The following is a 24,023-nucleotide window of genomic DNA, read 5'->3' on the forward strand; positions in this document are numbered from 1 at the left end:
CTACTCCCTAGTCATAATTAATGTGCACCTTGGTATGCGCCGGGGCGCTGCGGTGGATCAGGCATTCCAGGGCCGAGCCTGGGTTGACGCCGAAGCGCTCGCCCCAATAGCTCGCGCCGAAACGCCGGCCCAGCAGCAATCGGCCGCCGGTGTTGAGCGTCCACATGAACTGCGCTTCCCAGGTGCCCCAGTGCGCCGCACCGAAACGCGAGCGGCCCATGCGCGGGGCTTCGAGTTCGATGATGGTGGCGTTCGGGTAGCCCTGGCTTTTGGCGATCTCAAGGTAGTAGCCGACCGCCTGGCTGCCGACCGCGAGCAAGCGACGGCGCACGGCGAGGCGGCGGTCATCGAATAGTGGTGTGGCGCCCAGGCATGGGTCGGGCAGGTCCATCACCCGCTCCCAGTCGGGCACCAATTCGCTGACGCCGGCCGGGTCCATTTCGTTGAGCAGGTCGGCGGCGCGGGCATCGAGGCGCGCCAGTTCCACGGCGATGCCTTGCAGCACGTCCTCCAGCTCCGGTACCCGCTCCGGGTCCCATGCGGGTCCGCTCGGTAGCAGGCTGCGCAACTGCGCGTGGTATTGCTCGGCGGTTCTGATCACCCCCATACGCAACCTCCGAAGGTCAGCAATTCACTTTTGTCGGCCGGCACATCGGCCAGGGGCGACTTGAGCGTGTGGTCATATTCACCGCCGGCGCTGCTGATGGCTTCGCGGATATGACTGACCAACAAAGCAACGCCCAGGTCGGCTTCACGGTTATGCAGATCACGCAGTTGCGCTTCTACGGCCGCGCGGACTGCCGTGGTGTCCGGGTTCACACTGAGGCGATAGACGACCGGCACCTGAATCGGCCGCTGCACATGCACCTCGGCAGTGACCGGGCGCAGCGGTTCGATGTAGGCCTGGACTTGCGCCAGTTGCTCGTCGTTCGGCACCGGTGGCAGATCGTCGTCGCGCATGATGAACACACTGACCGTCCCCGGCCCCAACAGGCCACCGCGGCACCAGGCACGGGTGACGCCCGGACATTCCAGCGCCCAGGTTTCATAGTCCTGCGCCGAACCGCCGTGTGGGATGACCCGATAGGAGCGGATCACCCGCGAGCGCAGCGACTCAAGGCTTTCGCGCGCCACGCCGCCACTGAGTCCCGGCGCCAGTACGACGAAGCTGTTGCCGACGATGCCGACAATCGGTTGCACCGGCGTCAACGCCAGCCCGGCCTCGGCATTGCCCAGGCTGCCGGCATCGAGCGCGACGATGGTGGTGCTGTTGAGGCCGCTAAGGGTGGTGCGTGAAGCGGTCACTTTGTAGCTGCGACCGTCGCTCGATTGCAGCAAGGTGTCGACGTCGAGCACCGCGCCGGCGCTGGCGTTAAAGCTGACGCTACCGCTGGCGGCTTGCGCGGTTTTGCGCGGCTGGTTCAGGCGCAGTGCGGCGATCCGTTCCAGGGTCGATTCGTCGGCCTTGTCCGGGAGGATCTGCTCGGCGATCCAGTCGAGGTAGCCATACAAGCCATACGCGGCGCCGCCGAGGGCGCGGGCCAGCACTTGCGCATCGGACTGGCGCAGCGAATCGCTGGCCAGGTCGCTTTGGGTGCGCTTGATCAGCACCGGCAGCGAAGGGGTTTCAAACGGCATAGATCACCTGCCAACTGTTATCAGGGTTAATGTCCAGACGTTCGCCGTCGGCCAGGGCCAGGACCGTGCGCAGGTTCAGGCGCTGGGCGTCGAGGCGTTCGCTGATAATGTCGATGGCGCTGCAGTGGCCGTCGTCGATCAGCCATTGCAGGGCTTCGCGGGCATAGAATTCGGCGTCCATCTGGGTTTGCCGGGTCAACTTGACCCGGCGCAGCAGCCACAGCCGCGAGCCGATGCGGTCGTCGGCGACGGTGGGAAACGTGTCGCCCCACCAGCCGAAACGTTCCTCGTCATCAAGGGCATCGTCATCGGCGGCGCGACGCCAGGTGAACAGGCTGATCAGCACCGAGCGGATCAGCGCGGCGTGGAGGTTCTGGCTGATAAACATCACTGACCTCCCGCCGGCACACCGGTCTGCCCGTTGCCGGCCTGAACGCCGACGTGCACGTGTTTGATCTGGCTGATGCCGCCGGCGATTTGATCGCCAGTGGAGACGATTTTTCCGGTCTGGTTGATGACGGGTGTATCGATGTTCACGGCGGTGCTGGCGCGGATGTTCAGGGTCGCGGTCTGGATGTCGATGATCCGCCCGCGTTTGAAGTGAATCTTGTCGCCTTCGTCGGTGTAGATCGCCACTTCGCCAGCGGCCAGAGACTGGAGACGATAGCGGCGGTCGGCGACCACCAGGACGATAGCGTGGGAACGATCACCGCCCAGAAACGTGGCGATCCCTTCCGCGCCGGCCAGCGGATTGCTGGTGAAACCGTAGGGTTCGAAGTGTTCCATGTCATCGTTCACTTCACCGGCGGTGAGGCGCATTTGCAGCGATTGCAGCTTGGATGCCGAGTTGGCGAGCACGACAGTGCCGCGCGCCAGGAGGCGTGTCAGTAGGCTCATTGGGTTTCCTTCAAGGATCAGGCTGAATGCGATCAAGTGTGAGAGCGGCGGTGCGACGACTCGACTTGCTCGCGAAAGCGGTGGGTCAGGCGACATCAATGGTGAATGTGAGGCCGTCTTCGCGAGCAAGCTCGCTCCCACAGTTGATCGGTGTCGTTCACAGCAGCTGCGTACGCAGGAGATTCCCTGTGGGAGCGGGCTTGCTCGCGAAAGCGGTGGGTCAGGCGACATCGATGGTGAATGTGAGGACTTCTTCGCGAGCAAGCCCGCTCCCACAGTTGATCGGTGTCGTTCACAGCAACTGCGTACGCAGGAGATTCCCTGTGGGAGCGAGCCTGCTCGCGAAAGCGGTGGGTCAGGCGACATCGATGGTGAATGTGAGGCCGTCTTCGCGAGCAAGCCCGCTCCCACAGGTTCGGCGTCAGGCGGAAGGTTTTTTTGGGGGGTGGGGATTGGCGTCGAAGGTGTGCGGTGGGGCGACTTGCAGGGTGGTGATCGAGCCTTGGGCCGACAGCGAGTACGTCACTTTGGAGATCAACATGTCGTCATCAAACCCGAGCACTGGATCCTTGACCCGCACCAGGGTGTTGTGACGCCACAAATCACCATTGGACTGCCGCCAGCCTTGCACTTGATAAGTGGTGCTCTGCGCCCTGCCCATCCGGGTGGCGCTTTCCCAGGTGGCCCGTTGTTGCGCCAGTTCGAACGTCAACTGCGTGCCTTCGTTGATCACAGTGGTACGCCGACGCTTGAAGCCAAGATCCGCCGCGACGGCTTCCACTTCGCTGACGGCCGTCCCGCTCTTCGTGTCCGTCCCTTTGTGCTGACCGATCACCCGATACTCGGAAAACACCTGGCTGTAATCCATCGGCGCGTTGGCCGACAGAATGTTCTTGCCCAGTTCCAGCACATCGCTGGCCCGTCCACCGCTGCCCGGCCGGGCCAGCACCAACCGCCCCTGGGCGTCATCGGTGGAAAACACCCGGAACAACGACAGCAAGCGGTCAATGGATTGAAACACCGTTTCCCCGGGAACGATGGTGTGACTGCTGAGCCGGGAGGTCTCGGGAATCTCACTGACCACGTACACGCTGTAGTTCATCGCCAGCGCTTCGACGATGCTCAGCAACGACTGTCCGTGCCACTGGTTCGGGCGGTTGGTTGCGGCGCAATCCACCAGGTCCTGAGTGTTGGAGCTGCCTTCGATGCTCAGGCTGATCTGTCGCCCGTCATAACTGATCGGCGCCTTGAACACATAACCGGTGAGCACCAGATCCTTGCCGATTCGCACCTCGCAACTGTCCCCGGCCTTGATCCGCTGATCCACAGTCTGCCCCGGCCATTGCCAGGTGATGTTGAGTTTAAACATGCGGAACTGGCGCTCCAGATCCGCCGTGATGTCCACGCTTTTCCAGCCACCGTAGTCCATCCCGCCGACGGTCAGCGTGACACGGCTATCCATCTCGTTCATGGCTCACTCCCCGGAGACTTTCACTTCGTTCGGCAAGAACCCCGGATGGGCAATACCGTTGCGCTGGGTCACTTCGGTCACCCGGGTCGCATCGGCAAACTGCTTGTAGGCCACGACCAGCGCCGGAAGGCTTTCCTGGAACGACTTGTTGACCTGTCGCACACCGGACGACGCCACGGCTTTGAGGTGCGCAATCAGCGCCTGCTTCACATCGTCGATGGCCTGGTAATGCGCGGGCCCGGCCTTGTCCAGCATCGGGTTGATTGCCTCGGCCAGAGCCTTTTGCAGCACTTGCAGATCGTTGGTGACCGGCACTTCCTGGCGGGTGACCGGTTGCATCGCCTGATGATCCAGCGACGGTGTCGACGGCGTCTTCACCGGGGCCGACGCCACCGGCATCGACGCCACCCATTGCGCCACTTTGACCAACAGCGTGTCCTGCACCAGATCGGCCATGGCTTGTGCCGCGGCGGTGGTGTCTTTACCCGTGGTGAGCTTTGGCGCATCGGCCTTGCGAATGGCTTCGAGCTGTTGGGAGACGTCGGCAATCACGCCACGATAACCTTCCTTCGCGAAGTCCTTGAGCGACTTGATGTCGCCGAGCAACCCCTTGAATTCCGCCGCCACTTCCTTGGGCAACTCCTTGACCGCTTTGACCAGCTCGGTGATCTGCCGGTACTGCTCGATCAACGGTTTGAGCTGCTCCTTGATCACCTCAAAAACGCCGGTCAGGCTGTTGCGCAGATTGGCGATGCCGATCCGCGCAGCCTTGATCAGCGTCATCGCCTGCTCGAAACGCGCCACCGCCGAGCCCAGCAACGTATCGGCTTTCGCCAGCAGCACCTTTTGCGTACTGACCGTCGCGGTCGGAAACGGCAGTGGCTGATCGGGATAAAACTTCAGGGCGAACGTCACCAGCCCGCCGTCCTGGCGGGTGTGGGTCATGTCGCATTCGCCGACCTTGACCTGCAACCGCCCCAGCCACGGATGCACCAGTTCACCACTACCCTGCTCCAGCGCCTTGAGCAGTTTGTCGCGCTGCTCCAGGCAATCCGGACCGACGATGAACGCCGTCAGATCGTGGGTCTTGGCCTGCTGGCCCAGGTCCTCGAAAAACGGCAGGTCACGTTGCGGGTATTCGTGCAACTGACCTTTACGACCGACCGGGGTTTTCGCCTGGTCGACCCAAAAACCGACACCCCGAAACGATGCCGGCAACAAGCGGTCACGCCAGTTCATTGGAACCTCCCACAGACAGCGAGCGATAGCCGATGCGCGACGAGAGCGCCAGGCCCGGTTGATTGGTTTGCGGCTGATCGGTACGCAGGCCGGCCGGCGCGTTTTCGAAGCGCACGGTCAGGCCGCCCTCGAGTTGCGTGCGGTTGTTGGCGGCGCTTTGCTGAATCAGGGCGCTGGAGTTTTGCGTCAACGAACCGCCCTGCAACGCACTGCTCGCCGCTGGCGCCGGGCTTGCACCAAAGAACGCTGGCGCCAGTTCACCTTTGCCTTCGGCATTGGTCTGGCGTTGCGCCTCGGCCAGGCCTTCGACTTTGCCGGTGACCTTCGCGACCAGCCCGGCGAAGCCGCCGTCGAACAATTCCTTGATCGGCGCAATCACGGTTTGCAGCTTCTGCCACAGCTCGCCGAACCACTCGGTGATCGGCTCCCAGTTCTTGATGATTTGCCCCAGCGGCGACCATTCGAACATCCCGTGCAGAAACTCCAGCACCGGCGCGGCCAAGGCTTGCACCACACCCCACAGCGCCGAAAACACTTCGCTGATCGGTTGCCAGTTCGCCGCAATCTGCGCCATCGGCGACCACTCGAACACACTGGCGAAGAAATCCTTGGCCACTTGCGCGGCGGCTTGCAGACCGGCCCACAACGGATCGAAAAACGCGCTGATGGCGCCCCAATTGTTGATGATCATCCCCAACGGCGAGTAGTCGAACACCGTGCCGAAGAAATCCTTGATGACCTGGGCGGCCGGTTGCAGGGCGGTCCAGATCGAACCGAAGAAACCGGTGATGGCCCCCCAGTTGTTGATGATCATGCCCAGCGGCGTCCAGTCGAACAGGCCTTTGAGGAAATCGATCACCGGCACCGTCAGGGCCTTGAGCAATTCCCAGATCGCCGAGAACAGACCGGTCAACCCGGCCCAGTTGTCGATGATCATCCCGTACGGTGTCCACGAAAAAGCCGTTTTCAGGAAGTCCACCACCGTCGCGGTCATGGCTTGGATGCCATCCCAGAGACCGGAGAAAAACCCGGTAATCGGCCCCCAATTGGCAATCAGCATGCCGAGCGGTGTCCAGCTAAAGACCGTGCTCAACACCGTCATGGCCTTCGCGGCGACATTCTTGATGCCGTCCCAAAGGTTGACGAAAAACGCTGAAATCGGCGTCCAGTTGGCAATGATCAAACCGGCGGCCAGCGCCACGCCCATCGCAATCAACATGATCGGATTGACCTTGAGCACCGAGCTCATCAGGTCAAAAACCTGAGTCGCCCCGGTGACCGCAGTTTGCATGGCCGAGAACGCGATGGCGGCCGTCGCCAGCGTCTCGACCAGTTTCGGGTTGTCGGCGACCAGGCGCCCTACCCCCGTCAACAAGGGTTCCAGCCCCACCACCAGCGTGGCGACCGCCGGTGCCAACGCGGCGTCGATGGAGGTCGACACCTTGGCCATCGACGCGCTGAAAATATTCATGCTTTGTGCGGCACTCTCGGGTGCGCTCGGCAAATCGACAGCCTTGGCCGATTCACTGACCTCGGCCAATTTGCCCTTGAACGCATCGGACGCCTTGATCCCGTCCACGAACGGCGTGATCACGCTACCGCCCTTGAACAGACCGCTGATATCCAGCTTGCCGAGGCCAGCCTGTTCGAGGTTTTTCCTGAAGCTGTCGACCTTGGAAACCAGGCCGGCCAGCTTGGGAGACAGTTCATCGATGCCGGTCAACAGCACCGATTTTTTGAGCGTTTCTGTGTCTGCCATCACTGCACCTGCTGCATCGCATTGATCCGTTGCGCGTGCTCCAGGGATTCCCGGAGCACATCCAGTGGCCTGGCCATCATCTGTTCGGGGTCAACCTTCCAGAACCAGGCCAGGTCATAGGCGACTGCGATCAGGTCGGTGATGGCTCCGACGCCGCACTCATGAAAAAACTCGCGACGGCCCAGCTCAGCGCGTTGAGGTCAGCCAGGTCCAACTGGTTGACCGACGACGGTGGAATGCCGGCGCAAACCGCGATGTATTTGGCCGCGACGTCCATGTCCAGGCTGACTTCTTCGCTCTTGTCGATCTTGTACGGCAGCGCCTTGATCGCCCGCACTTCCTGCACCGTCGGACGGCGCAGGGTGAGTTCGGTCAGAGGCTCGCCGTGGGCTTCGATCGCAACCTGAAGCTTCACGGCGCCGCTCATTGCCAGGTCCCCTTGACGCCGTTGAACACCAGCGAGATCGAGGCGTCATCGCCCTTGGACGCCGGCTCATCGACCAGGTAGGCGCCGGCCAGCACGTAGACTTTGCCGTTGCTGAATTCGCAGGTGACGGTCATGTCCACGCCCGCCACCAATTGCTTGAGCGGGAAATCCGGGGTGTGCAGCGCCGTCACTTTGAACGACGGCGCAATGTCGGTTTCCTTGTAGAAACCCGGTACGACGGTTTCGCGTTTGGTGGACATCAGTGGCGCTTCGCAGCCGCCATTGATGGTCAGTTGAGCGCCGTCCACTTTGACGTAGCAGGTGCCCGCAATCAGTTGACCCATGGTGTTTCTCCCTTCAAATAAAAAGCCCACGCGAGGTGGGCTGAAATCACACGTTCAAGCGCGGCTTTTAAGCGGCGTCGTCGTACTGCAAGCGGAACTGGTTGAGCAGTGCGAACACGCGCAGGCCGTTGATGTAATCCGGCGGGAACAGCACGTTGACCCGGCTCGGGTCCTGCACGTCGCGCTCGACAATCAGGTGCTCGGCGAACAGCTCGGCGTTTTCCACGTGGCCTTCGAGTTCGAGCTTGGCGTACTGGGCAATCAGCTCGCCGCGAATGGTGCTCGGGGTCACGATCGGCTGGCCGGCGCCGAAACGGGTGCCGTCGGAGGCCAGTTTGTGGCGCCCGTATTTGCTGGTGATCACGCTTTGCAGACGACGCACGATGAACGCCGACTGGTGCATGGTTTCGCTGTCCAGGTAGGAGTTGTCGGCCTGGCCGTAAGCGTTTTTCTGGTAGGTGGTGATCGAACGCTGGATGCGCACGTAGCCGCCTTCGTAGTACGCAGTGGCGATGCCGTAGTTGAGCAGCGACTGACGCTCGGTCAGGGTGAAACGCTCGCTGGCCGGCGCCGGGTCGAGACCTGGCAGGCTGCCGCTTTGGGTCGGACGGCTGGCGTCGGCGGAGATGAACACCGACGTGCGTGCGGCCAGTGCAGCGGCCTGGACCCAGAACGGTTGCGGTACGCCCGGTTCCAGGGCCTGGATGGTCATGTGTTGATCATTACGCGCCTGACCCGCAGCCACCAAGGTGCCGATGGTGCCGCGCTTGGCGCTGTAGACGTGACCGAACAATTGCTTGGCCCAGGACCAACGACCGGTGCTGTCATCCATGACGGCTTGCCAAGTGTTGAGGGTGCTCAGATCCGAAAACGGCATGCAGATGAACTCGAACGGTTCATCGCCCAGCGCTGCCACGGCAGCCACTTGATCCGGCACACCGGCGCCGCCGGTCATGGCGGTGACAGCAGCGGTCAGGCCGGCAGGGGTTTCTTCGCCGTTGCTCTTGCCCAGGCGATTGAATTGCAGGCTGATGTCGTTGCCGCTGTCGCCGGTCCATTTGGCGCTCAGGGTCACGATGCCTTCGACTGCGGCAGCGCTGACCGGCAGGTCCGCAGCGGCATTGATTTTCAGTGCCAGTGCAGTGGCGGCTTGAGCAGCGGTGGCGCCGTTGACGATGGCCGCTTGAACACGAACGCCGCCGACGTAGAGGTTGAGCACGCCGCTCTGGGTCGCGGTGCCGGTGAGGGTCAACACGCCTTTGGCAATGCTGCCTTCGGTGTTGTGCAACGGCAGGCACCAGAGCTCGCCGATCGGGTCGGTCTTGCGCCAGGTTTCGTACATCGAGGCCAGCATCGAACCTTGGCCGCCAATGCTTTTGGCCAGCGCAACGCTGGACACCAGCACCAGTTTGCCGGCGTCGGCCGGGGCGATGTTGTCGTTGACCTGAGCGACGATCAAACGGCGCATGGCCGACGACGCGCTATTGGCCGCCGAATTGTCCATCTCGGCGTAGAACAGCGGAACACGAATGTCCGCGGGGATGTTGCTGAATCCGATCGCCATTATTTGGCTCCCTGTGGTTTGGCCGCTTTCACGGCTTTGGTAGTGATATCGCCATCGGCCAGACGACGACGCCACCAGGCGTTGTCCGGCACTTCACGGCCCTCGAGGGGCAACAGATCGCCCGCTTCCGGGTCCGGCACGACACGGCCTGGGGCCGGCAGCACGGTGATGCGTTTGCTCATGGGGTTACATCTCCAGAGAAAGTCAGTTCCAGGCGCCCGTCGGGGCCTGGGCGTTGCAGGTTGGGGTCCGCCGGATCAATCGCATCGACCCGCACGGTGACCCCGGTAAAGGACGACAAACCGTCCAGTTCACGCTCGTGCCAGCTCTCTGCCGGTTGAGTGGGCAGATTGCGGCCGAGCTGGAATTCGGCGAAAAAGCGCAGGCGATACAACGCGCGGCTGGCGTTGATGGACAGCAACTCACCGCCGTCGTATTCAATGGCGTCGTAGTCCGCGCCAGGCTTGAAACCCACCAGCGCGCGCCAGAGTTCGGCACGCAGGTCGTGCAACAGATCCAGCGCTTTTGTCGCGTCCGTGGTGTCGAGCACCAGGGTCACTTCGAAGGTGTCGCGGATGGGTTGCAGGGCCAGGTTTTGCGCGAGGCTTTTGCTCGCCACATCCGTGAGGGGGACGACGTAGGCGCACGGGGTGGTGAGTGGGGTGTTGGCTTGTAACGTGGTGAGGTCGATGCCCGCCGCGATGCGATTGGCCAGGGTTGGGCATTGGTCACGCAGTTGCGTGAGGATCGGAGTGATCTTCATGAGGGCGCTCCAGGATTTATGAAAGACACGCCCCAGGTAGGAGCCGAGCTTGCTCGCGAAAGCGGTGGGTCAGGTGACATTGATGTTGAATGGGCCGCCGTCTTCGCGAGCAGGCTCGCTCCCACAGGGCATCTCGGTTGTGCGCAAGTGCTGTGCATGGCGCAGAGCAAACTGTGGGAGCGAGCCTGCTCGCGAAAGCGGTGGGTCAGGTGACATTGATGTTGAATGGGCCGCCGTCTTCGCGAGCAAGCCCGCTCCCACAGGGGATCTCGGTTGTGCGCAAGTGCTGTGCATGGCGCAGAGCAAACTGTGGGAGCGAGCCTGCTCGCGATAGCGGTGGGTCAGGTGACATCGATGGTGAATGTGAGGCCGTCTTCGCGAGCAGGCTCGTCCCACAGGGATCTACTGTGTACTCGCGACAGGTTTGGGTCAGACGATGGCTTCAGCGCCGGGATCGATGCAGGTCGCGTCGATCATGCAGCGATAGCTGCTGGTGCGATCGCCGCTGGCGGTGACTTTGTCGATCGACCAGCGACCGCGCATGAAATCCGGCCAGGTGTCATCCAGCAGGACCAGACCTTCAGCCGAGAAGTCGGGATTGCCCGGGCAGCTGATTTTCACCTTGAGCTTTTCACGGGCCATTTTGCGCACTTCACCTTCACCGACCGCCTGCGCTTCTTCGGCGTTCTGGCAGCTCAGGCGCAGGGTCTTGAACGGCGCGAACCCGGCTTCAATCACCTGCAGCAAACCGGTTGCAGCATCACTCCAACTGATCTTGCAGCCCTGGGTTTTGGCCTTGGCGCTGTCATCAAGGGTCGCGGTGATAAACCCATGGTCGCCGGGGCGGTTGTTGTGGGTAACCGACAGTCTGACGTCCGCCAATACCTTGCCCGACAACGATTTGAGTTGACCCGGCCGCGCCAGCACATACAGTTCATTAAACGGTTTGGCGATACCGCCGTACCGGGTCGCCACGCGTGAGATAAAACCCATGTCAGTTTCATTCGACTGGTCGATGTGCGCGATTTTTATCAACGACAATGACGGGTCCACCCTCGGCGAAAAACCGTATTTGGCCGTCAGTTCGCGAAACAAGGCGCCGAGGGTCGTCGGGCCATGACTGGCCGAGCGGCGCTGCTGGAATCCAATCTCGTCCGCCGCACTGAATGGCGCAGCGGTCGCCACCAGCGACACGCGAAACGGGAACAGCGTCGGCGTACGCCGTGCCACCACAAACTGGCCTTTATCCACCAGCCCGGATTCCAGATACCCCACGCACAAACCGATTTTTCCACCCAGGCTCGGCAGCCCTTCAAGACCTTCAAGGTCGAGCACCAACGTCAGTTGATCGGACTCGATACCGGCGGTATCGATGTGCTCCCAACTGATCAGGCGCTGATTGATCAGGGCCGCGTTGGCCCCGTAGATTTGTATCGCTGGCGTGAACCCGATGGCCATGTAGCCTCCTTAATCCCAAGCCGTGACCGGCGTTTTCGCTGCGGGCCTGGATTCAAGTTCCGGCAGCACCACCCAGACACCTGCGGGCAGTACCGGACCTTGCTCGGCCAGCGTCGGGTTGAGGCGCCACAACGCTTCTTCGGCTGCGTCGTCACAACGCTCGGTTTCGCGGTAGAGCAACAGATTCACCGAGTCACCGGCAATCGTTCGTACCTTACGCATTGACGTATTCCCCCAAGTTAATCGACCAATTGATCAACATCGCCGTGCCGTCATCAATCACACAGCTTTGGGTTTCCGTCACATCGTCGACCCGCCACAACCCCCAGTTGCGACCAATGCCATCAACCAGCGGCAGCGGGATTCGCAGCGCCTGCAAAGCGCGCAATTCATCGAGCCGGTCCATGGCCACCGCGTACATCGCCTTGCCGGTAATCGTCAGGGTTTGCAGGCCTTGGCCGGTCTGGCTGGACTTGGGCTTGCTGGTCAGGATATCGATCTTCACCCAGCCACCGTCGGACTTGCGCACCAGGCCGTCATAGGCGAAGTTGCTCGACAAGCCAAAAATGAACGTGCCGAGTGCCATTTGCTGCCTCATCAAGCCACCCCATCGGTCAGGGCCGTGTCACGTCGCACGGCGAGTTGATTGGTCGTTGTCATCAGGCCGAATTGCCCGGAAATATGCTGCACCACCAGGTTGGCCAGTTGAGCGGCGCTGGTTTGATCCTGACCGTTGATGTAGATATTGGCGGTGAGTGCGTTTTGCTGGCTGGTTGTCTGAGTGTTGGTCAGGTCTTTGCTGACCTGTTCCGGTGACAAGAGTCGATCAGCCCCGGTGTAAACAGACTCTCCCAGCGCTTCACCGCCCTTGCTGCCGAAGTAGGAACCCACCAGGCCACCCACCAAAGCCCCCACCGCAGTGCCCAGGACTGGCACGGGAATGAAGCTGCCAATCAAGGCGCCAGTTGCAGCGCCGGCATAACCTCCGGCGACTCCGCCAACACCCGAACCGACAGCGCCGGCAGCAGCTTTGTAATCGCCGACCATCAGAGCTTTAACCCCGTCATAACCTGCATTGGCCAACACCAGAGGCGCACCTAACCGGCCGGTGAAGGTCTTGGCCCTGGCCATGGTCGTGGCCAGTCGATTACGTATCGTAGGACTCGGAGGTGGCGGACCAGAAGCCCCCGGCGGCAGAAAGCCGGGGTCCGGTTTGAACAGTTCTGTGGCGGTGGAAGAGACCACCGATGTCAGTTTGTTCAGGATGGGTCCGCGCAACGGCGTTGCGACCGCAACGCCCAGCAAGGTCAACGCGGCGGTGGCTTTCGGCAAGGCCTCCACCACGGAGCTCACACCACTGATTACCGTGTCGGCGCCGAGCATCGCGAGCTCGGTAAACGGCGCCACTGCGTTTCCGATCGCCGTATCAAGTCGGGTCAAACTCGCGTCCAGCGCATTCCCGCGCCCTTGCGAGGTGTTCCCTCGGGCTTCGGCGGTTTGCGCCATCGAGCCCTTGTCACCGTCGCCCTTGTCGGAGGCCACTGACAAGGCAGTCTTCAGTTCCTGGGGCGACTTCAGCAATTTGCCGATGCCCTCGTCGCCCTCGAACAGCGTCTTGATCAACGAAGTCTGTTGCTCAGCCGGCTTGCTCTTCAGGGCCGCCAGCACATCGCTGATCGCCCCCGGTGCATCCGTGCGCATTCGGCTGGCGAGAGCCCCGGGTTCGATATCCAGTTGAACCCAGGCAGCACGTTGCTCTGGCGTGGCGTTGTCACCTTTGCCGAACGCGGTGCCAAGGGTTTTCAACGAGGCGCCAGCTTCTTCCTTGCCTACGGAAGCACTCAGCAGGGCCGCGGCGATCGCCGCCGCTTGTTCAGGTGCCATGCCGGCGGCCAAACCTGGCTCGCCGCCGCTCAGTACGACCGAACCAATATCTGCTGCTGACGCTTTCAAATCGAGACTGGCGCCGAGGCGGTTGGCCGCGTTGCCCAGGTCGAGGCTTTTCGCTCGATCAAGGTGTAACGATGTGCGCCAACCCGTCATGAGTGCGCCGGCGTCCTTGATATCGAGCTTGTACGCCGAGGCCATGATGGCGCTGTCGCGTGTGAGATCCGTCAGCGTCTGTTTTCGGTCCTGCGGTTGTACGTCCTTGAGGACCCGGGCATCAACCGCCGCCTGTTGCACCTGCACCAGTTGCACCCCTGTTGCGCCACTGGGGGCGGTGCGCTTTTCACCCGCTATCTTCTGGGTCTCATTGCCCAGTTCCTGAAGCTGATCCGGGGGCAACTGTAATTTTTGATTCAGGTCGACGAGGGCCGACTGCGCCGCCATTGCGGGCCTCAATTCCTCTGGCGGCGCACGCTGGTCAACTTCAGCCTTGAGCTTTGACTTTGTCTCACTGGCTGGTGCAGGCGCCGATGCATTGGCCTTGAGCAATGACTGCTGCGATGACAGTGCACCGTTCAACGACGCCAGGGTTTCACGGAGCTTTTCCTGCTCGACCACCAACAGACGGATATCGAGGCTGGCCATTGTCAGTGCCTGGTTCAGCCCCGCCAACGGGTCGTCGAAGCCGACAAGCCCCGGCGTTTCAGAGGCGCTGCCCAGTTGCGGCAGCTCAATGCGATTGAGGTCCGCACCGTGCAGCGAATAGTCACTCTCTGCCATCCCGCTCTACTCCTGTTTCACGCCAAGGCGAGTGATCGCGATGTCGTAGCGGCGCAATGCCTTGCCGGCGTCCCACTCCAGAATTTCCGCTTCACTTACGTGGTAAATGAGCGGCACGACATCGAGGATTACTTCGATGTCGCGCTCCGAAAGAAGTCCGCCGGTTTGTTTAAAAAATCGTCGATGCGTACCTGAAGCTGTGTCCAGTCGGGCACGGTCAGCAGGTCCAGATCGGGCAGCATCAGCCCGGTGCAATGGGCGGTGATGAACTCGGCGCGCTCCTTGGCGGTTTTCAGTTTTTTCATCGCCTTGGTGGCGCGCAGTACCGGCATTTCCAGGGTCAGCGCAGTCATGCTGCGGCCCGCTGCGGTGAGCGGTTGCAGCAGGTGCACTTGATCGGGGTCTGCCGATGGGGCGCCCTGCTCGTCCTGCTCCAGAAAGTACGAAGCCGGACGGGTCGACATTTCGTGCACGTACTGGGCGATGCTCACGTAGTCCGGGCGTTTGAGTTGGTCGAGTTCCTTGACCGACAACCCGGTGGCCAATTTCGCCAGTTCGAAAAACTGATCGTCCTCGTCGTCACCGGCACGGGCCAGGGCCTCTTTCTGTGCGGCGTAAAACAAGGGTTTGAGCTGAATCTGCTCGATCTGCGCCTGATTGTCGGCGGTGATCGGCGACAGCAAGACGTGAACAGGAGGCGTCCAGGACATGAATGAATTCCTTGGTGGATCGTGGGGAGGTGTTGCGTAATGCAGATTGGTGAATGCGAATATCAAGGCCAGTGAGCCTCCCCTGTGGGAGCGGGCTTGCTCGCGAAAGCGGTGGGTCAGCCAACGTTGATCTCGAAGCTGACGGCCTCTTCGCGAGCAAGCCCGCTCCCACAGGGACTGCATTCAACCGAGTGGCATAAGGGATGTTGCGGGGTTTACGGCAGCAACACCGCGCGGCGAGCGTCGCCGAGAATGTCGACGCCGTTAAGCATGAACTTCTGGGTGCGCACGTCGATGTCGATCACCGGGATGCCGTTTTCGAGGCGGTTGTAGGTGCGGCAAGTGAACTCAAGCGCGGTGGTCGGCTTATCCGGCATCTTGAGTGTTGTTTCAGTGAGGGACTTCAGCTTGCCGCCGATCGTGTGATAGGTGAACCAGGTGTTGCCGTCCTGATCCTGACCGGCTTCACGCACATTCAGCAGAATGTCCTCACCCAGCGTCACGCCGAGGGCCAGCATGACTTCCGGGCCCATGCCTTGCAGGGTCAGCGTAGCCGTCAGCACGGTGGCGCTTTTGGCCATGTCTTCACCGATAAAGCGCCCGCCCGTCATGGTTTCCATGTTGAAGTCGATCTTCGGCGGGGCGAAACTTTCCACAGTCGCCGACAACGGCAGGCCTTGCAGGGTGGCCGCGATGGCCTGTCTTACGCGGTTGGTAAACATTAGAGAACATCCTCCAGGAACTGCTCGATGATTTCATCGCGGGCGTTGAGTTGGTAAATCATGTGTTCGTTCGGCGCGTAGCGGCCGTAGTCGATGACGATGAACCAAGTGCCGTTCTTGTACTTCTCGACGCTGTTCAATTCCGGGTGCAGGTACACGCTGCCGCCGGGAATGGTTTCGTCGGCGACCAGGGTTTGCAGCCAGTCGTTGATGCGCTTGACCTCTTGGTCCATGAAGGACTTGGTCAGATTCTTGGCCATGGCTTTCTGGCCGGCCTTCACCAGCTTGCGGCTGATGGCATCTTCCAGGCCGACGTAGCTGATGAACTTGCCGGTGATCGAACGGTTACCCAGCAGCGAGAAGCCGCCGAGCACGGTGCGGGCGTAGTAGCTGATGCCGTAGCGGTTGAGCAGATCGCCTTCGGTGGAGGTGTCGAGGATGTTGTATTCCACGACCCGGGAAACGTCTTCGGCGTAGGTCACCTGGTTGCCCGGGCTTTCCCATTGCTTGACCTTGGCCAGTGCGGCAATTGCCAGGCTAGACGGCGAGAGGAACACGTTCTTCTTCGCCGCTTTGGAATAAACGGCCGGCATGTTGTGCACCACCAGGCAGCGGTCGAAACCGAGGTCCGCGCCGCCCAATTCCTGGCTGTAGGTCACTTGATCAGCGACTGCGGCGTCCTTGCCGTCGAGCACTACGCGGGCCTTGATGCGCTTGCCGAACGAAGCGAATTCGCTGGCCACAGCTTTGGTGCCGGTGAAGCCTGGGGCACCGATGATGGTCAGGTCTTCCGGCACACCGCTCAGCGCGGCAAGGCCCAGTTTGCGACCGGTCACCGGCTCGATGCCGCCGATCACATTGTTGATGGTGTCTGCCGGGGCGGTGCCCTCTTCGACGATCACCACGTAGACCGGCACCTTCACCACTTTGAGGATCTGGTACACCGCTTGAAACAGCGTGCCCGACTCGGTGCCGGTCGGATCGAGCAGCGCTTGAGTGGTGAAGCTGTTGATGCGAAACGGGGAGTTACGCGGAATCAGCGGATCGGCTTTCGGCGCGGTGCCGACCAGACCAATGACGTTGTCACCCAAGCCACCCATGGCCTCGGGGGATTCGGTGGCATTGACGGTAATGCCGTTGTGCTCGAAGTTCAAAACCTCAGCCATGGTTATTCAGCCTTCTTGGCAGCGGCCTTCAAGGCCTTGGTGGATGTGGATTTCAGCTCCAGGCGACCGGCGCTGAGCAGTGCATTGGCTTCGACGTCGAGCAGGTCGAGTTCCTGGCCGGCGGTCGACCAGTGACCACGCCCGACGGGGAACGGGACGAGGACGGTGTAGGTTTGGCGTTCTGCCATTTGGGTTTCTCCAGAGACGAAAAAGCCCCATTCGATTGGGGCTTTCGGGTTGTGTTGGGGTGTAGCGGATAAGAAAACGCCCCGGCGGTGCGGGGCGTTTATTGGAGCTGGCCTGAGAGCCAGGTGGGCGCAACGGGACGGTGATCCGCCAAGGGAAATTCTGTCCCTTGCGGCCAGTTGCGCAGCCCGCGCCGGTAGATTTGCAGCTCGGCATACTGCTCAGCCGCGAGAGTGGTCGCGACTCCCTCCCCCAGTTCGTCGCGATGGCGGGTTACCAAGCTGTCCGTTTCAGATAGACGCTGATCCCGCCAAGCCCGTTCAGTAGCAGCCACCTCATCATTGGTCGGCGGCAGCGGTTCAATCGCCATCGGATAACCGTCAGGGTCAGGAATAATCAACTTCCCGCCACTTTGAGCGGCCACTAACTCGGCGTGTTGTTCCTCCGTGATTTCCTTTGCGCCCTCTGGAATGGTGCAGCCAGGACTTCCAATTTCGCCATGGACGGCAGGATCAAAAAAGCCACCCCGAACATCATCGATACGACTGTAAAACTTGCTCATGCTTAATACCCGATAGCAATGTAATCAAAATAAAATGCGGCATTCGCCCCCCTGGAAACTGTGGCGCCGGACTTATCCCGCCCGTTATGTGAAAAGACAGCCCCAGAAGTTGACCACGGCGTAAACACTAAACCGACACAGGCATTCGGAAACGACACCGGAAATGTCAACGGGATGGTTGCTGCAGTCGAAGCGTTAGCGATATTCCCTACTTTGATCATCAGACCCGGCAGTTGCTGGCTGGCCGCAGCTGTTCCGACAACGGCGGCAAACTCGGAAGAGTATTTCAGCGAGGACATCCCGCCTTCCACGACCCATTGCCCGTTGCCTGCTGTAATAACGATGTTAGACACGGACTGGAGAGTCACCGACGCCAACCCCCAGCTGACGAAAGAGCTAATAATATCGGCACCTTGCCGAACAATGGTAATCACACCGGGGGACGCGTTGTAGATATAGAAATTGGCTCCGCTTGGCACAGAATTAATAGGTGGCAGGGTAAGAATCCCTGTGGCGTTGATTACGATACGGCTCCCGGCGGACGAAACATTCAGCGTCGCGGGCAGCGCCAGGATATCTACGCGACCAGCGAAGTTTCCTTGTGCACGTTGCACAAACTCCGTAGTTGCAAATGACTTGCCGTTATCGAATTGAGGCGGCGTAACCCAATAGGGTCCAGTCAATACGGGCGAGTACTTCAGCGAAGCATCTCCGCCCTCAAAACTCCATCCGCCGCCCAGCAGCAATCGACGAAACACCCCACGAGATCCCGCGAGCAATACAAACGGCCCGGGCGCCCCGAGTTGTGCATTTAGCGTTTCTAAGGCTTTGGCCTTGACCGTCACACCAGCAGTGCTGGTTATCGTGACCAACCCTCCGGGCGGAACGCTATCCCACGCCGGAAGTGTCGCAGTCAAAGACGCCTCGGTAAAAATCAACAGTTTCCCGACATCCGCAACCGTCAGTTCAGTGCTTACCGCGTAGTTCGTCTGCCCTGCATAATTGCCTAGAGCGCGTTGAACAAACTGAGTCGTCGCCACTGCATTATCATTGCTGAACACGTTCGCCGTCGGAGCAGTAGGATTACCCGAGAACACCGGGGAGTTGAGCGGTGCAAAACCTTGGGTGATGTTCTGAAACATCAACAGCGTCGTATCGAGGACTATCGCCCCGTCTGTCACCAGTTGCCAGATCGTGTCGGCCAGCGTCGTACCTTGTTCGACAGAAACGATTAGCCCGGGAGATACCCTCAAGCTGGAGTTAGCGTCTCTCGCTCGCAGCCAGGCACCGTTAGCCACCACGTACAATCCATTGTCCTTCGCCAGCGTCTGGTTTTTAACCAGCACTCGGTCACCCGCAACGACCGCGACACCATCAAGGGTTTGCGCAGAACTTAAAACGATATTGGCCGTAGTCGCGGCTCGTACAGATTGCTTTACATCGAGCTTCGACAGTTCGTCGGCAACATAACTCGTCACCCACGCACGCGTCGCCTTGACCACGGTGTCGTCAATCAGAAGCGTCACCAACGCCGCATTACCGGTCTCGAAAATCGAGCGAATGTAGAACTCTTTGCCCGACCCCGACGTCGCCAATACCGGTTTGAACGACTCCGGGTATTTAACGATGGCGTACAAAATCCCGGTATCAGTCCAGATCCCGGCCTCGCGCACATACCAACCGCCAACCTCAGGCGGGATGGTCACTTCTGCAAGCAACCAGCTTGGATTTTTCTCGTCCTGGAACAGAGCATTGAGCGGCCCGCGCCAGACTTCGCGCTTGAGCGCGGTGTCGGTGGCGGCCGGGTTGTAAACCGCGCCGCCGCCGTCACCGACGGACAGTTGAGACAACTTGATCGGCAGGCCCGCCGCTTTGCAGGCAGTTTCGTAGGCGATCCCCGCGTTGGTAAGCAGGGTGTAATAGTCGGCCATTTAGGACCCCTGAGGATAAATAGTGGAGGTTTCGACGGTGTAGAGCCCGGCGGCCATAAAGGCCTGGCCCGAGGCCTCGAGCCCTTCGATGACAATCGGATAAACCGTGGTCAGCTCGCCGCACACAGTGGCGGCGGCGATGACGTGATTGCCGAAGGCACTCAGGCCGACGGAGACCTTTAAGGTGTCACGCTCGCTTTTGGCATCCGCCAGGCGTCGATCAAGGCGCGCATCGATTGCTTCGCTGTAGGGCTGCTCGGAAAAAGCCCGGACGGAAAAACTGTAGGGTTGGCCGGGCGGCGATTGCTCGTACCAGGCGCGCACTACGGGTTGCAGTTGCAAGCCTTTGGCGGCGTTTTCCAGCGCTTTTCGAGTGCCGGCCTGCCGTGCGGTGGGCCAGGCGAGTTCGACTGTTAAACGCTTTTCCGCTTCGGGCGCTGCGGAGCTCCACTCGCTGACCCCGCGATCCGCGCCGAGGTAGGGCAAGAACGCCAGCGGTGTTTCGGTGGGGTTCATCAACTCCGGAAACGGCGGCGTGATGCGCTCGAGCAATCGGCCAAAACCTAGATCAAGCGCCCTTTCCAGCGGTGAACTGTTGGCCGGTAACAGGCTCGGCCGAGGTATGTCGTCACTCATAGCGTGTCCACCTCGACCTCGACACCCGTGCAATACGGGGCTTGGAACGCCGTCGTCACGATCGGCGCCAGCGGTTCGAGGATTTGCAGTTGAACCGCGCCGGCGCTGTGCAGCGTGTAGTCGATCCAGCTCGGGTCAACCCGCCCTTCGAGGCGATGACAGGAGTCGGCATACGCTTGTAACTGCTGTTGCGCGGCGACCTTGGTCAGCCCCGAATCAGGACCGGCGTTGATCTTCGCCACGACGCGAATTTTGTAGGTTTTGATCTGCGCGCCTTGCACGGTGACGAGGTCGGTTTCGGGGCGTACATCAGGCCGGGCGAAATGCTGGCGAACACCGTTGAGCAGGTCAGCGGACGCCGTGCCATCGCCCTCACGGGCCAGCACGGTGACCATCACTTCGCCAGGCGCGGTACGGCGTCCGTTGCCGTCCTTGACCTGCGCGGCATAACCGTCCGGGTCGAAGGTGTAAGTGACCGTCACCACACCCGCCGCCGCGGTTTCGACCTTCACCGCCGGCCGCTCACCCAGAGTGAACACCTCCCGGCGATACTGCATTCGTGAACCCGCCGCCGGGGCATGGGGCGCCAGGTAATAACGCAACCGGGCATCATCGTCGCTTTCAAACACCGGCGGGATCGGCGGGAACGCCGCCGGGTCGCCCGGGTCCAGCAACTGACGCTCAAGGCCCATGTCTGCCAGTCGCGCATCGAGGTTGCTGCCCGTCGCCCACCACGCCAGCATCTGTTTGATGCGGGCGTTGTATCTGCGCTCGTGGGTTTGCAGCCGCACACAAAAGGCCTCGAGGGCCAGGGTCAGCAGTTCGCTTTCATTGTCCAGACTGACTTTCAGCTTCGCCGCGCTCTCGGGAGAGCGGGCACCGACGTATTCAACGACAAAGGTCTTGAACTCGGCGAGCAAGTCCTCGAACGCTTCGACGGTGACAATCGCCGGCTCGGCCAATTGGTTCTGGCCGGGGATCAACATGCTCATGTCACCACCTCGAAGGTCTGTTGACGGTTTTTCCAGGTGCCGGCAAAACGCAGCAACAACCCCGCCCCTTGCCGGCTGGCCACAATGATCTGCGGCTCAAAATCGTCGATGCCGTTCTGCTTGTTGTAAAACGCCTGCGCTGCATGGCTCTGGGCCAGAATCAGCACATCGTCGCCGAGGTTCTGCCCCAACAATTCGGGGAGTGTGCTGCCATACAAAGGACGCTTCTGGCGGGTGCCCAACGGCGTGGTCAGCGCCCGGGTGGCGCGCTGCACAAACTGCAGCCAGTCGTCGACGGTGGCTCCGGTGTTTCTATCGATTCCGATCATGGGAAGCTCTTTATGCGGTACTGATGACGCGACCCTGGTGATCCACCAACGGGCCGCTCAGGTGCACACCGGCAGCGTCGATCAGCAAACCGACCGCCCCCAGTTGCAAGGTGATTGCCTGGGGTGTCATCGACAGCCGGGCCGCGCCGATACTCAATTCGAGCGACTCTCGGGAACCGATGAAGGCCGCCGGGCCGTTCTTCCAGTGCAGGACATGACTGGCATCGTCGTAGCCGTTTTCCGTTCCATCCTGATAGAGGCGACGGGTCAGCGACGCCAGTGTCGAGGCCGGCGGAAACCGGTCACCGTTAAGACCAAACAGCGCGACCGACTGGCTGCCACCTTCGCCGCCGCCATGATTGAGCAACAGGCATTGCTCGCCGACGGAGGGGATCCGCGACTCGCTCTGAGCCCCGGCGCTCGGGTTGAAAAAGCGGATGGCCGGGGTCAGCAATTCACCGTGGCGGACCTTGCAGGTATTGCTGGCGGCATCGACTTCCTGGCACACACCGATCCGACAAAAGCTGTCGGCGCGTCGATACAGGTCTTCAAGCTCGGTTTCCATCTGCGCCAGTCGTTCGATGATCGGACTCAGTTGCATCCGTAGCAGCGCATCAAACATGGGCTAGTCCTCAAGGGCGGTGTATTGATCCGGGTCGTCGATGTTCGACACCTCCCAGGTCCGGGCAAATTTCGGAATGCCTGTCGGGTCTTCCAACAGCAGCGGCCCGAGGTACAGGGTTTGGGTGAATGAAACCGTCCAGGCGTTGTATTCCCGTGTACCGCTGGGGGATAGGACCGGTAGACCATCGATGTCTTGCGGCAGGTCGCATTGCTCGGCTGGCAGTTTCCAGCGGTTGTCGGTGACGAGGTTTTTCAACTCGCTGGCCAGGTCGCATACTTCGGGGCCCGGTGCCGGCAACACGACTTGCAACGACACTGTCAGGACATGTGCGATGCGTCCGTTATTCGCACGGTTGCCCGGCGCATCATGGTCGATCGCAATCAGCACCCAAGTCGAATCGCCGAGGCTGTCGACGTCTTGATGGCTGCCGACCCTCAGGCCGGGCATGGCGATGTGCAACGCCTCGGTAATGGCGGTCACCAGTTGCGAAGGCTTTTCGAGAATGGCGGGCATTAATGGCCTCCGGTTTATTGTTGATCCGGGTGAGAGTCACGGGCCGGGACATCGCAGACGCCGATGCGCTTGGCTGCCCAGCGCTCGTACAGCCCAATCGCCACGTCCGCTCCAGCCATCGCCGTGAGGCAGCCAAACGCACACGCCGTCCAGATCGATACGCCAGCGGCGTACAGCAACATGATCGCGGAGACCCCGCAGATCACGCAGGCCCCGGAACGCAACGCCAGGCGCCGCAACAGCGCCCAGCCTCGGGCGCCTTCCTTGTCGGCGCGCCACATTTCGCCGGACACCCCGCCCACCAGGGCGAGGACGATGACAAGCCAGATCGGCATGTCCAGCAACGCTTGTTGCTCGTTTGTCATGTCACGCCTCCTGGGGTGATTGATAAGTAGTGTGTGTAGTTCAAACGATGTCTCTTGAAGTGCCTGACGTTAGGTAGGCATTCCAAAAAGCCCGGCACTTGCCGGGCTTTTCAGTAATGCGGTCCCGGTGTCGGGTCGGACTAGCGTGGTGAATTAAAAGGGAGCCACCGGCCAGTTGATCGTTTGTGGGTAGCCGGATTGGTTTTTCACTTCGCTGATAGCAACGTAGTACTGCTTATAAGCAAGCAGTGCAGCTTCATCAGCAGGCGTGGCGACACCCAGATCGACTTTGTATTGCAAGGGATTGAACATCAGCCAACTATTAGCAGCACTAAAGAGCTGATTCGTATTCCGTACGGCCAAATTGAGATAGTCCTGATAGGTCAGCTCAGAGAAGACCCACCCACCCACGTAATCAGCCTTCCATCCCACTTGAACGGTGGTATTGCCTGTTACATCAATCCATTGACCAAATAGGCCATCCGGGTAGGTAGTGGGCATTTCTTCAGCGTCCAGAATATGACTGACTCTGGGAAACGGACTTTGATATTCCGTTGGAACAAACACATAACGATTCATTAATTCGTCCTTATTGCTGGTGCTCTGCGAGAGCTGTTTTGATGTCTGCACGCCTGCCACTGCGCACGATTATTTTGTGCGCGGTAATGACTTCAGGTAGGCATTCCAAAAAGCCCGGCACTCGCCGGGCTTTTCAGTAATGCGGTCCTTCGCCTTCCTTTAATCCTGTGTGCAAAAAAGGAAGCTGACTTTTCGGCGCTACTGGCGCGGTACGAGTCCATTCAAATTGTTTTTCCGACCGCGGTCCCTGCCCGCCGGATAACTGCTTCTGGTGCTTTACGCTGCACACCCGGGTCAGTTGCCAACCCTCTGAACCGTTGAGGCCGGTTCATCGCTGCCTTTGTGGTGGAACTAAAGAGCTTGGTTTCGAGCCGCTTTGTTGAGCGGCTTGAGACAAAGAATATGCATGGATGCATATACAGTCAATGCGTAAATGCATTTATTTATGCACGACAAATGCACAGACGCATGAAAGCCCCG

The 24,023-nt window shown here is 60.6% G+C and carries 29 protein-coding genes; all 29 read right to left on the minus strand.

Annotated features, from left to right (window positions below):
- Positions 1–7: 7 nt before the first annotated feature.
- The 29 genes from HB680_RS05035 to HB680_RS05175 all read right to left on the minus strand — a co-directional run bounded on the left by HB680_RS05035 (position 8) and on the right by HB680_RS05175 (position 23,543).
- Positions 8–607, minus strand: coding sequence for a putative phage tail protein (locus HB680_RS05035; RefSeq protein ID WP_213937500.1), 600 nt, complete (start codon positions 605–607; stop codon positions 8–10).
- Positions 598–1,638: a baseplate J/gp47 family protein gene (locus tag HB680_RS05040; protein WP_213937501.1), complete on the minus strand. Its 1,041-nt coding sequence runs from the start codon at positions 1,636–1,638 to the stop codon at positions 598–600. The genes HB680_RS05035 and HB680_RS05040 overlap by 10 nt, the downstream gene beginning before the upstream one ends.
- Positions 1,628–2,026: a phage GP46 family protein gene (locus tag HB680_RS05045; RefSeq protein WP_213937502.1), complete on the minus strand. Its 399-nt coding sequence runs from the start codon at positions 2,024–2,026 to the stop codon at positions 1,628–1,630. The genes HB680_RS05040 and HB680_RS05045 overlap by 11 nt, the downstream gene beginning before the upstream one ends.
- Complete coding sequence (locus HB680_RS05050) at positions 2,026–2,535, minus strand: phage baseplate assembly protein (RefSeq protein ID WP_163908762.1); 510 nt, start codon at positions 2,533–2,535, stop codon at positions 2,026–2,028. Before HB680_RS05050 ends, HB680_RS05045 begins: the two co-directional genes overlap by 1 nt.
- 421 nt (positions 2,536–2,956) lie before the next feature.
- On the minus strand, positions 2,957–4,006 hold the full coding sequence (locus tag HB680_RS05055) for a phage baseplate assembly protein (protein WP_213937503.1): 1,050 nt from the start codon (positions 4,004–4,006) through the stop codon (positions 2,957–2,959).
- Between the two features lie 3 nt (positions 4,007–4,009).
- Complete coding sequence (locus HB680_RS05060; protein ID WP_213937504.1) at positions 4,010–5,245, minus strand: DNA circularization N-terminal domain-containing protein; 1,236 nt, start codon at positions 5,243–5,245, stop codon at positions 4,010–4,012.
- Positions 5,232–7,004: a phage tail protein gene (locus HB680_RS05065; protein WP_213937505.1), complete on the minus strand. Its 1,773-nt coding sequence runs from the start codon at positions 7,002–7,004 to the stop codon at positions 5,232–5,234. The genes HB680_RS05060 and HB680_RS05065 overlap by 14 nt, the downstream gene beginning before the upstream one ends.
- Positions 7,005–7,134: 130 nt before the next feature.
- Positions 7,135–7,431: a phage tail assembly protein gene (locus HB680_RS05070; RefSeq protein ID WP_213937506.1), complete on the minus strand. Its 297-nt coding sequence runs from the start codon at positions 7,429–7,431 to the stop codon at positions 7,135–7,137.
- On the minus strand, positions 7,428–7,775 hold the full coding sequence (locus tag HB680_RS05075) for a phage tail tube protein (RefSeq protein ID WP_123511965.1): 348 nt from the start codon (positions 7,773–7,775) through the stop codon (positions 7,428–7,430). The genes HB680_RS05070 and HB680_RS05075 overlap by 4 nt, the downstream gene beginning before the upstream one ends.
- Positions 7,776–7,842: 67 nt before the next feature.
- Entirely contained in the window at positions 7,843–9,339 is a 1,497-nt protein-coding gene (locus tag HB680_RS05080; protein ID WP_213937507.1) for a phage tail sheath subtilisin-like domain-containing protein, read from the minus strand.
- Positions 9,339–9,521 carry a DUF2635 domain-containing protein gene (locus tag HB680_RS05085; RefSeq protein WP_007907211.1) on the minus strand — a complete coding sequence of 61 codons (183 nt, stop codon included), beginning with the start codon at positions 9,519–9,521 and terminating at the stop codon, positions 9,339–9,341. Before HB680_RS05085 ends, HB680_RS05080 begins: the two co-directional genes overlap by 1 nt.
- Positions 9,518–10,102, minus strand: coding sequence for a hypothetical protein (locus tag HB680_RS05090; protein WP_213937508.1), 585 nt, complete (start codon positions 10,100–10,102; stop codon positions 9,518–9,520). Before HB680_RS05090 ends, HB680_RS05085 begins: the two co-directional genes overlap by 4 nt.
- A 429-nt stretch (positions 10,103–10,531) precedes the next feature.
- The gene (locus tag HB680_RS05095) at positions 10,532–11,560 is read right to left on the minus strand and encodes a phage late control D family protein (protein ID WP_213937509.1); all 1,029 of its coding nucleotides are present in this window, start codon (positions 11,558–11,560) and stop codon (positions 10,532–10,534) included.
- Between the two features lie 9 nt (positions 11,561–11,569).
- On the minus strand, positions 11,570–11,782 hold the full coding sequence (locus tag HB680_RS05100; RefSeq protein ID WP_213937510.1) for a tail protein X: 213 nt from the start codon (positions 11,780–11,782) through the stop codon (positions 11,570–11,572).
- Complete coding sequence (locus HB680_RS05105; RefSeq protein ID WP_213937511.1) at positions 11,775–12,158, minus strand: phage tail protein; 384 nt, start codon at positions 12,156–12,158, stop codon at positions 11,775–11,777. Before HB680_RS05105 ends, HB680_RS05100 begins: the two co-directional genes overlap by 8 nt.
- Positions 12,158–14,227, minus strand: coding sequence for a phage tail tape measure protein (locus tag HB680_RS05110; protein WP_213937512.1), 2,070 nt, complete (start codon positions 14,225–14,227; stop codon positions 12,158–12,160). Before HB680_RS05110 ends, HB680_RS05105 begins: the two co-directional genes overlap by 1 nt.
- A gap of 128 nt (positions 14,228–14,355) precedes the next feature.
- Positions 14,356–14,937 (minus strand): phage tail assembly protein, encoded by a 582-nt coding sequence (locus HB680_RS05115; protein WP_213937513.1) that lies wholly within the window; start codon positions 14,935–14,937, stop codon positions 14,356–14,358.
- Between the two features lie 215 nt (positions 14,938–15,152).
- Positions 15,153–15,659, minus strand: a complete 507-nt coding sequence (locus HB680_RS05120) for a phage major tail tube protein (RefSeq protein WP_213937514.1) — start codon at positions 15,657–15,659, stop codon at positions 15,153–15,155.
- Positions 15,659–16,825 carry a phage tail protein gene (locus HB680_RS05125; RefSeq protein WP_213937515.1) on the minus strand — a complete coding sequence of 389 codons (1,167 nt, stop codon included), beginning with the start codon at positions 16,823–16,825 and terminating at the stop codon, positions 15,659–15,661. Before HB680_RS05125 ends, HB680_RS05120 begins: the two co-directional genes overlap by 1 nt.
- A gap of 2 nt (positions 16,826–16,827) precedes the next feature.
- A complete protein-coding gene (locus HB680_RS05130; protein ID WP_213937516.1) occupies positions 16,828–17,013 on the minus strand; it encodes a hypothetical protein in 186 nt (61 codons plus the stop codon).
- A gap of 98 nt (positions 17,014–17,111) precedes the next feature.
- The gene (locus HB680_RS05135; protein ID WP_213937517.1) at positions 17,112–17,573 is read right to left on the minus strand and encodes a phage tail assembly chaperone; all 462 of its coding nucleotides are present in this window, start codon (positions 17,571–17,573) and stop codon (positions 17,112–17,114) included.
- Positions 17,574–17,575: 2 nt separating this feature from the next.
- A complete protein-coding gene (locus HB680_RS05140) occupies positions 17,576–19,504 on the minus strand; it encodes a phage tail protein (RefSeq protein ID WP_213937518.1) in 1,929 nt (642 codons plus the stop codon).
- Positions 19,505–20,140: a phage tail protein I gene (locus HB680_RS05145; RefSeq protein ID WP_213937519.1), complete on the minus strand. Its 636-nt coding sequence runs from the start codon at positions 20,138–20,140 to the stop codon at positions 19,505–19,507.
- Entirely contained in the window at positions 20,137–21,132 is a 996-nt protein-coding gene (locus tag HB680_RS05150) for a baseplate J/gp47 family protein (protein WP_213937520.1), read from the minus strand. Before HB680_RS05150 ends, HB680_RS05145 begins: the two co-directional genes overlap by 4 nt.
- Positions 21,129–21,461: a phage baseplate protein gene (locus tag HB680_RS05155; RefSeq protein WP_213937521.1), complete on the minus strand. Its 333-nt coding sequence runs from the start codon at positions 21,459–21,461 to the stop codon at positions 21,129–21,131. The genes HB680_RS05150 and HB680_RS05155 overlap by 4 nt, the downstream gene beginning before the upstream one ends.
- Positions 21,462–21,471: 10 nt before the next feature.
- Positions 21,472–22,083, minus strand: coding sequence for a phage baseplate assembly protein V (locus tag HB680_RS05160; RefSeq protein ID WP_213937522.1), 612 nt, complete (start codon positions 22,081–22,083; stop codon positions 21,472–21,474).
- Between the two features lie 3 nt (positions 22,084–22,086).
- Positions 22,087–22,599, minus strand: a complete 513-nt coding sequence (locus HB680_RS05165; protein ID WP_213937523.1) for a hypothetical protein — start codon at positions 22,597–22,599, stop codon at positions 22,087–22,089.
- A gap of 14 nt (positions 22,600–22,613) precedes the next feature.
- On the minus strand, positions 22,614–22,964 hold the full coding sequence (locus HB680_RS05170) for a phage holin family protein (RefSeq protein ID WP_213937524.1): 351 nt from the start codon (positions 22,962–22,964) through the stop codon (positions 22,614–22,616).
- A gap of 153 nt (positions 22,965–23,117) precedes the next feature.
- The gene (locus HB680_RS05175) at positions 23,118–23,543 is read right to left on the minus strand and encodes a tail fiber assembly protein (protein WP_213937525.1); all 426 of its coding nucleotides are present in this window, start codon (positions 23,541–23,543) and stop codon (positions 23,118–23,120) included.
- Positions 23,544–24,023: the final 480 nt, after the last annotated feature.

It is taken from the genome of Pseudomonas sp. dw_612 (assembly GCF_018449725.1).
GTDB lineage: Bacteria > Pseudomonadota > Gammaproteobacteria > Pseudomonadales > Pseudomonadaceae > Aquipseudomonas.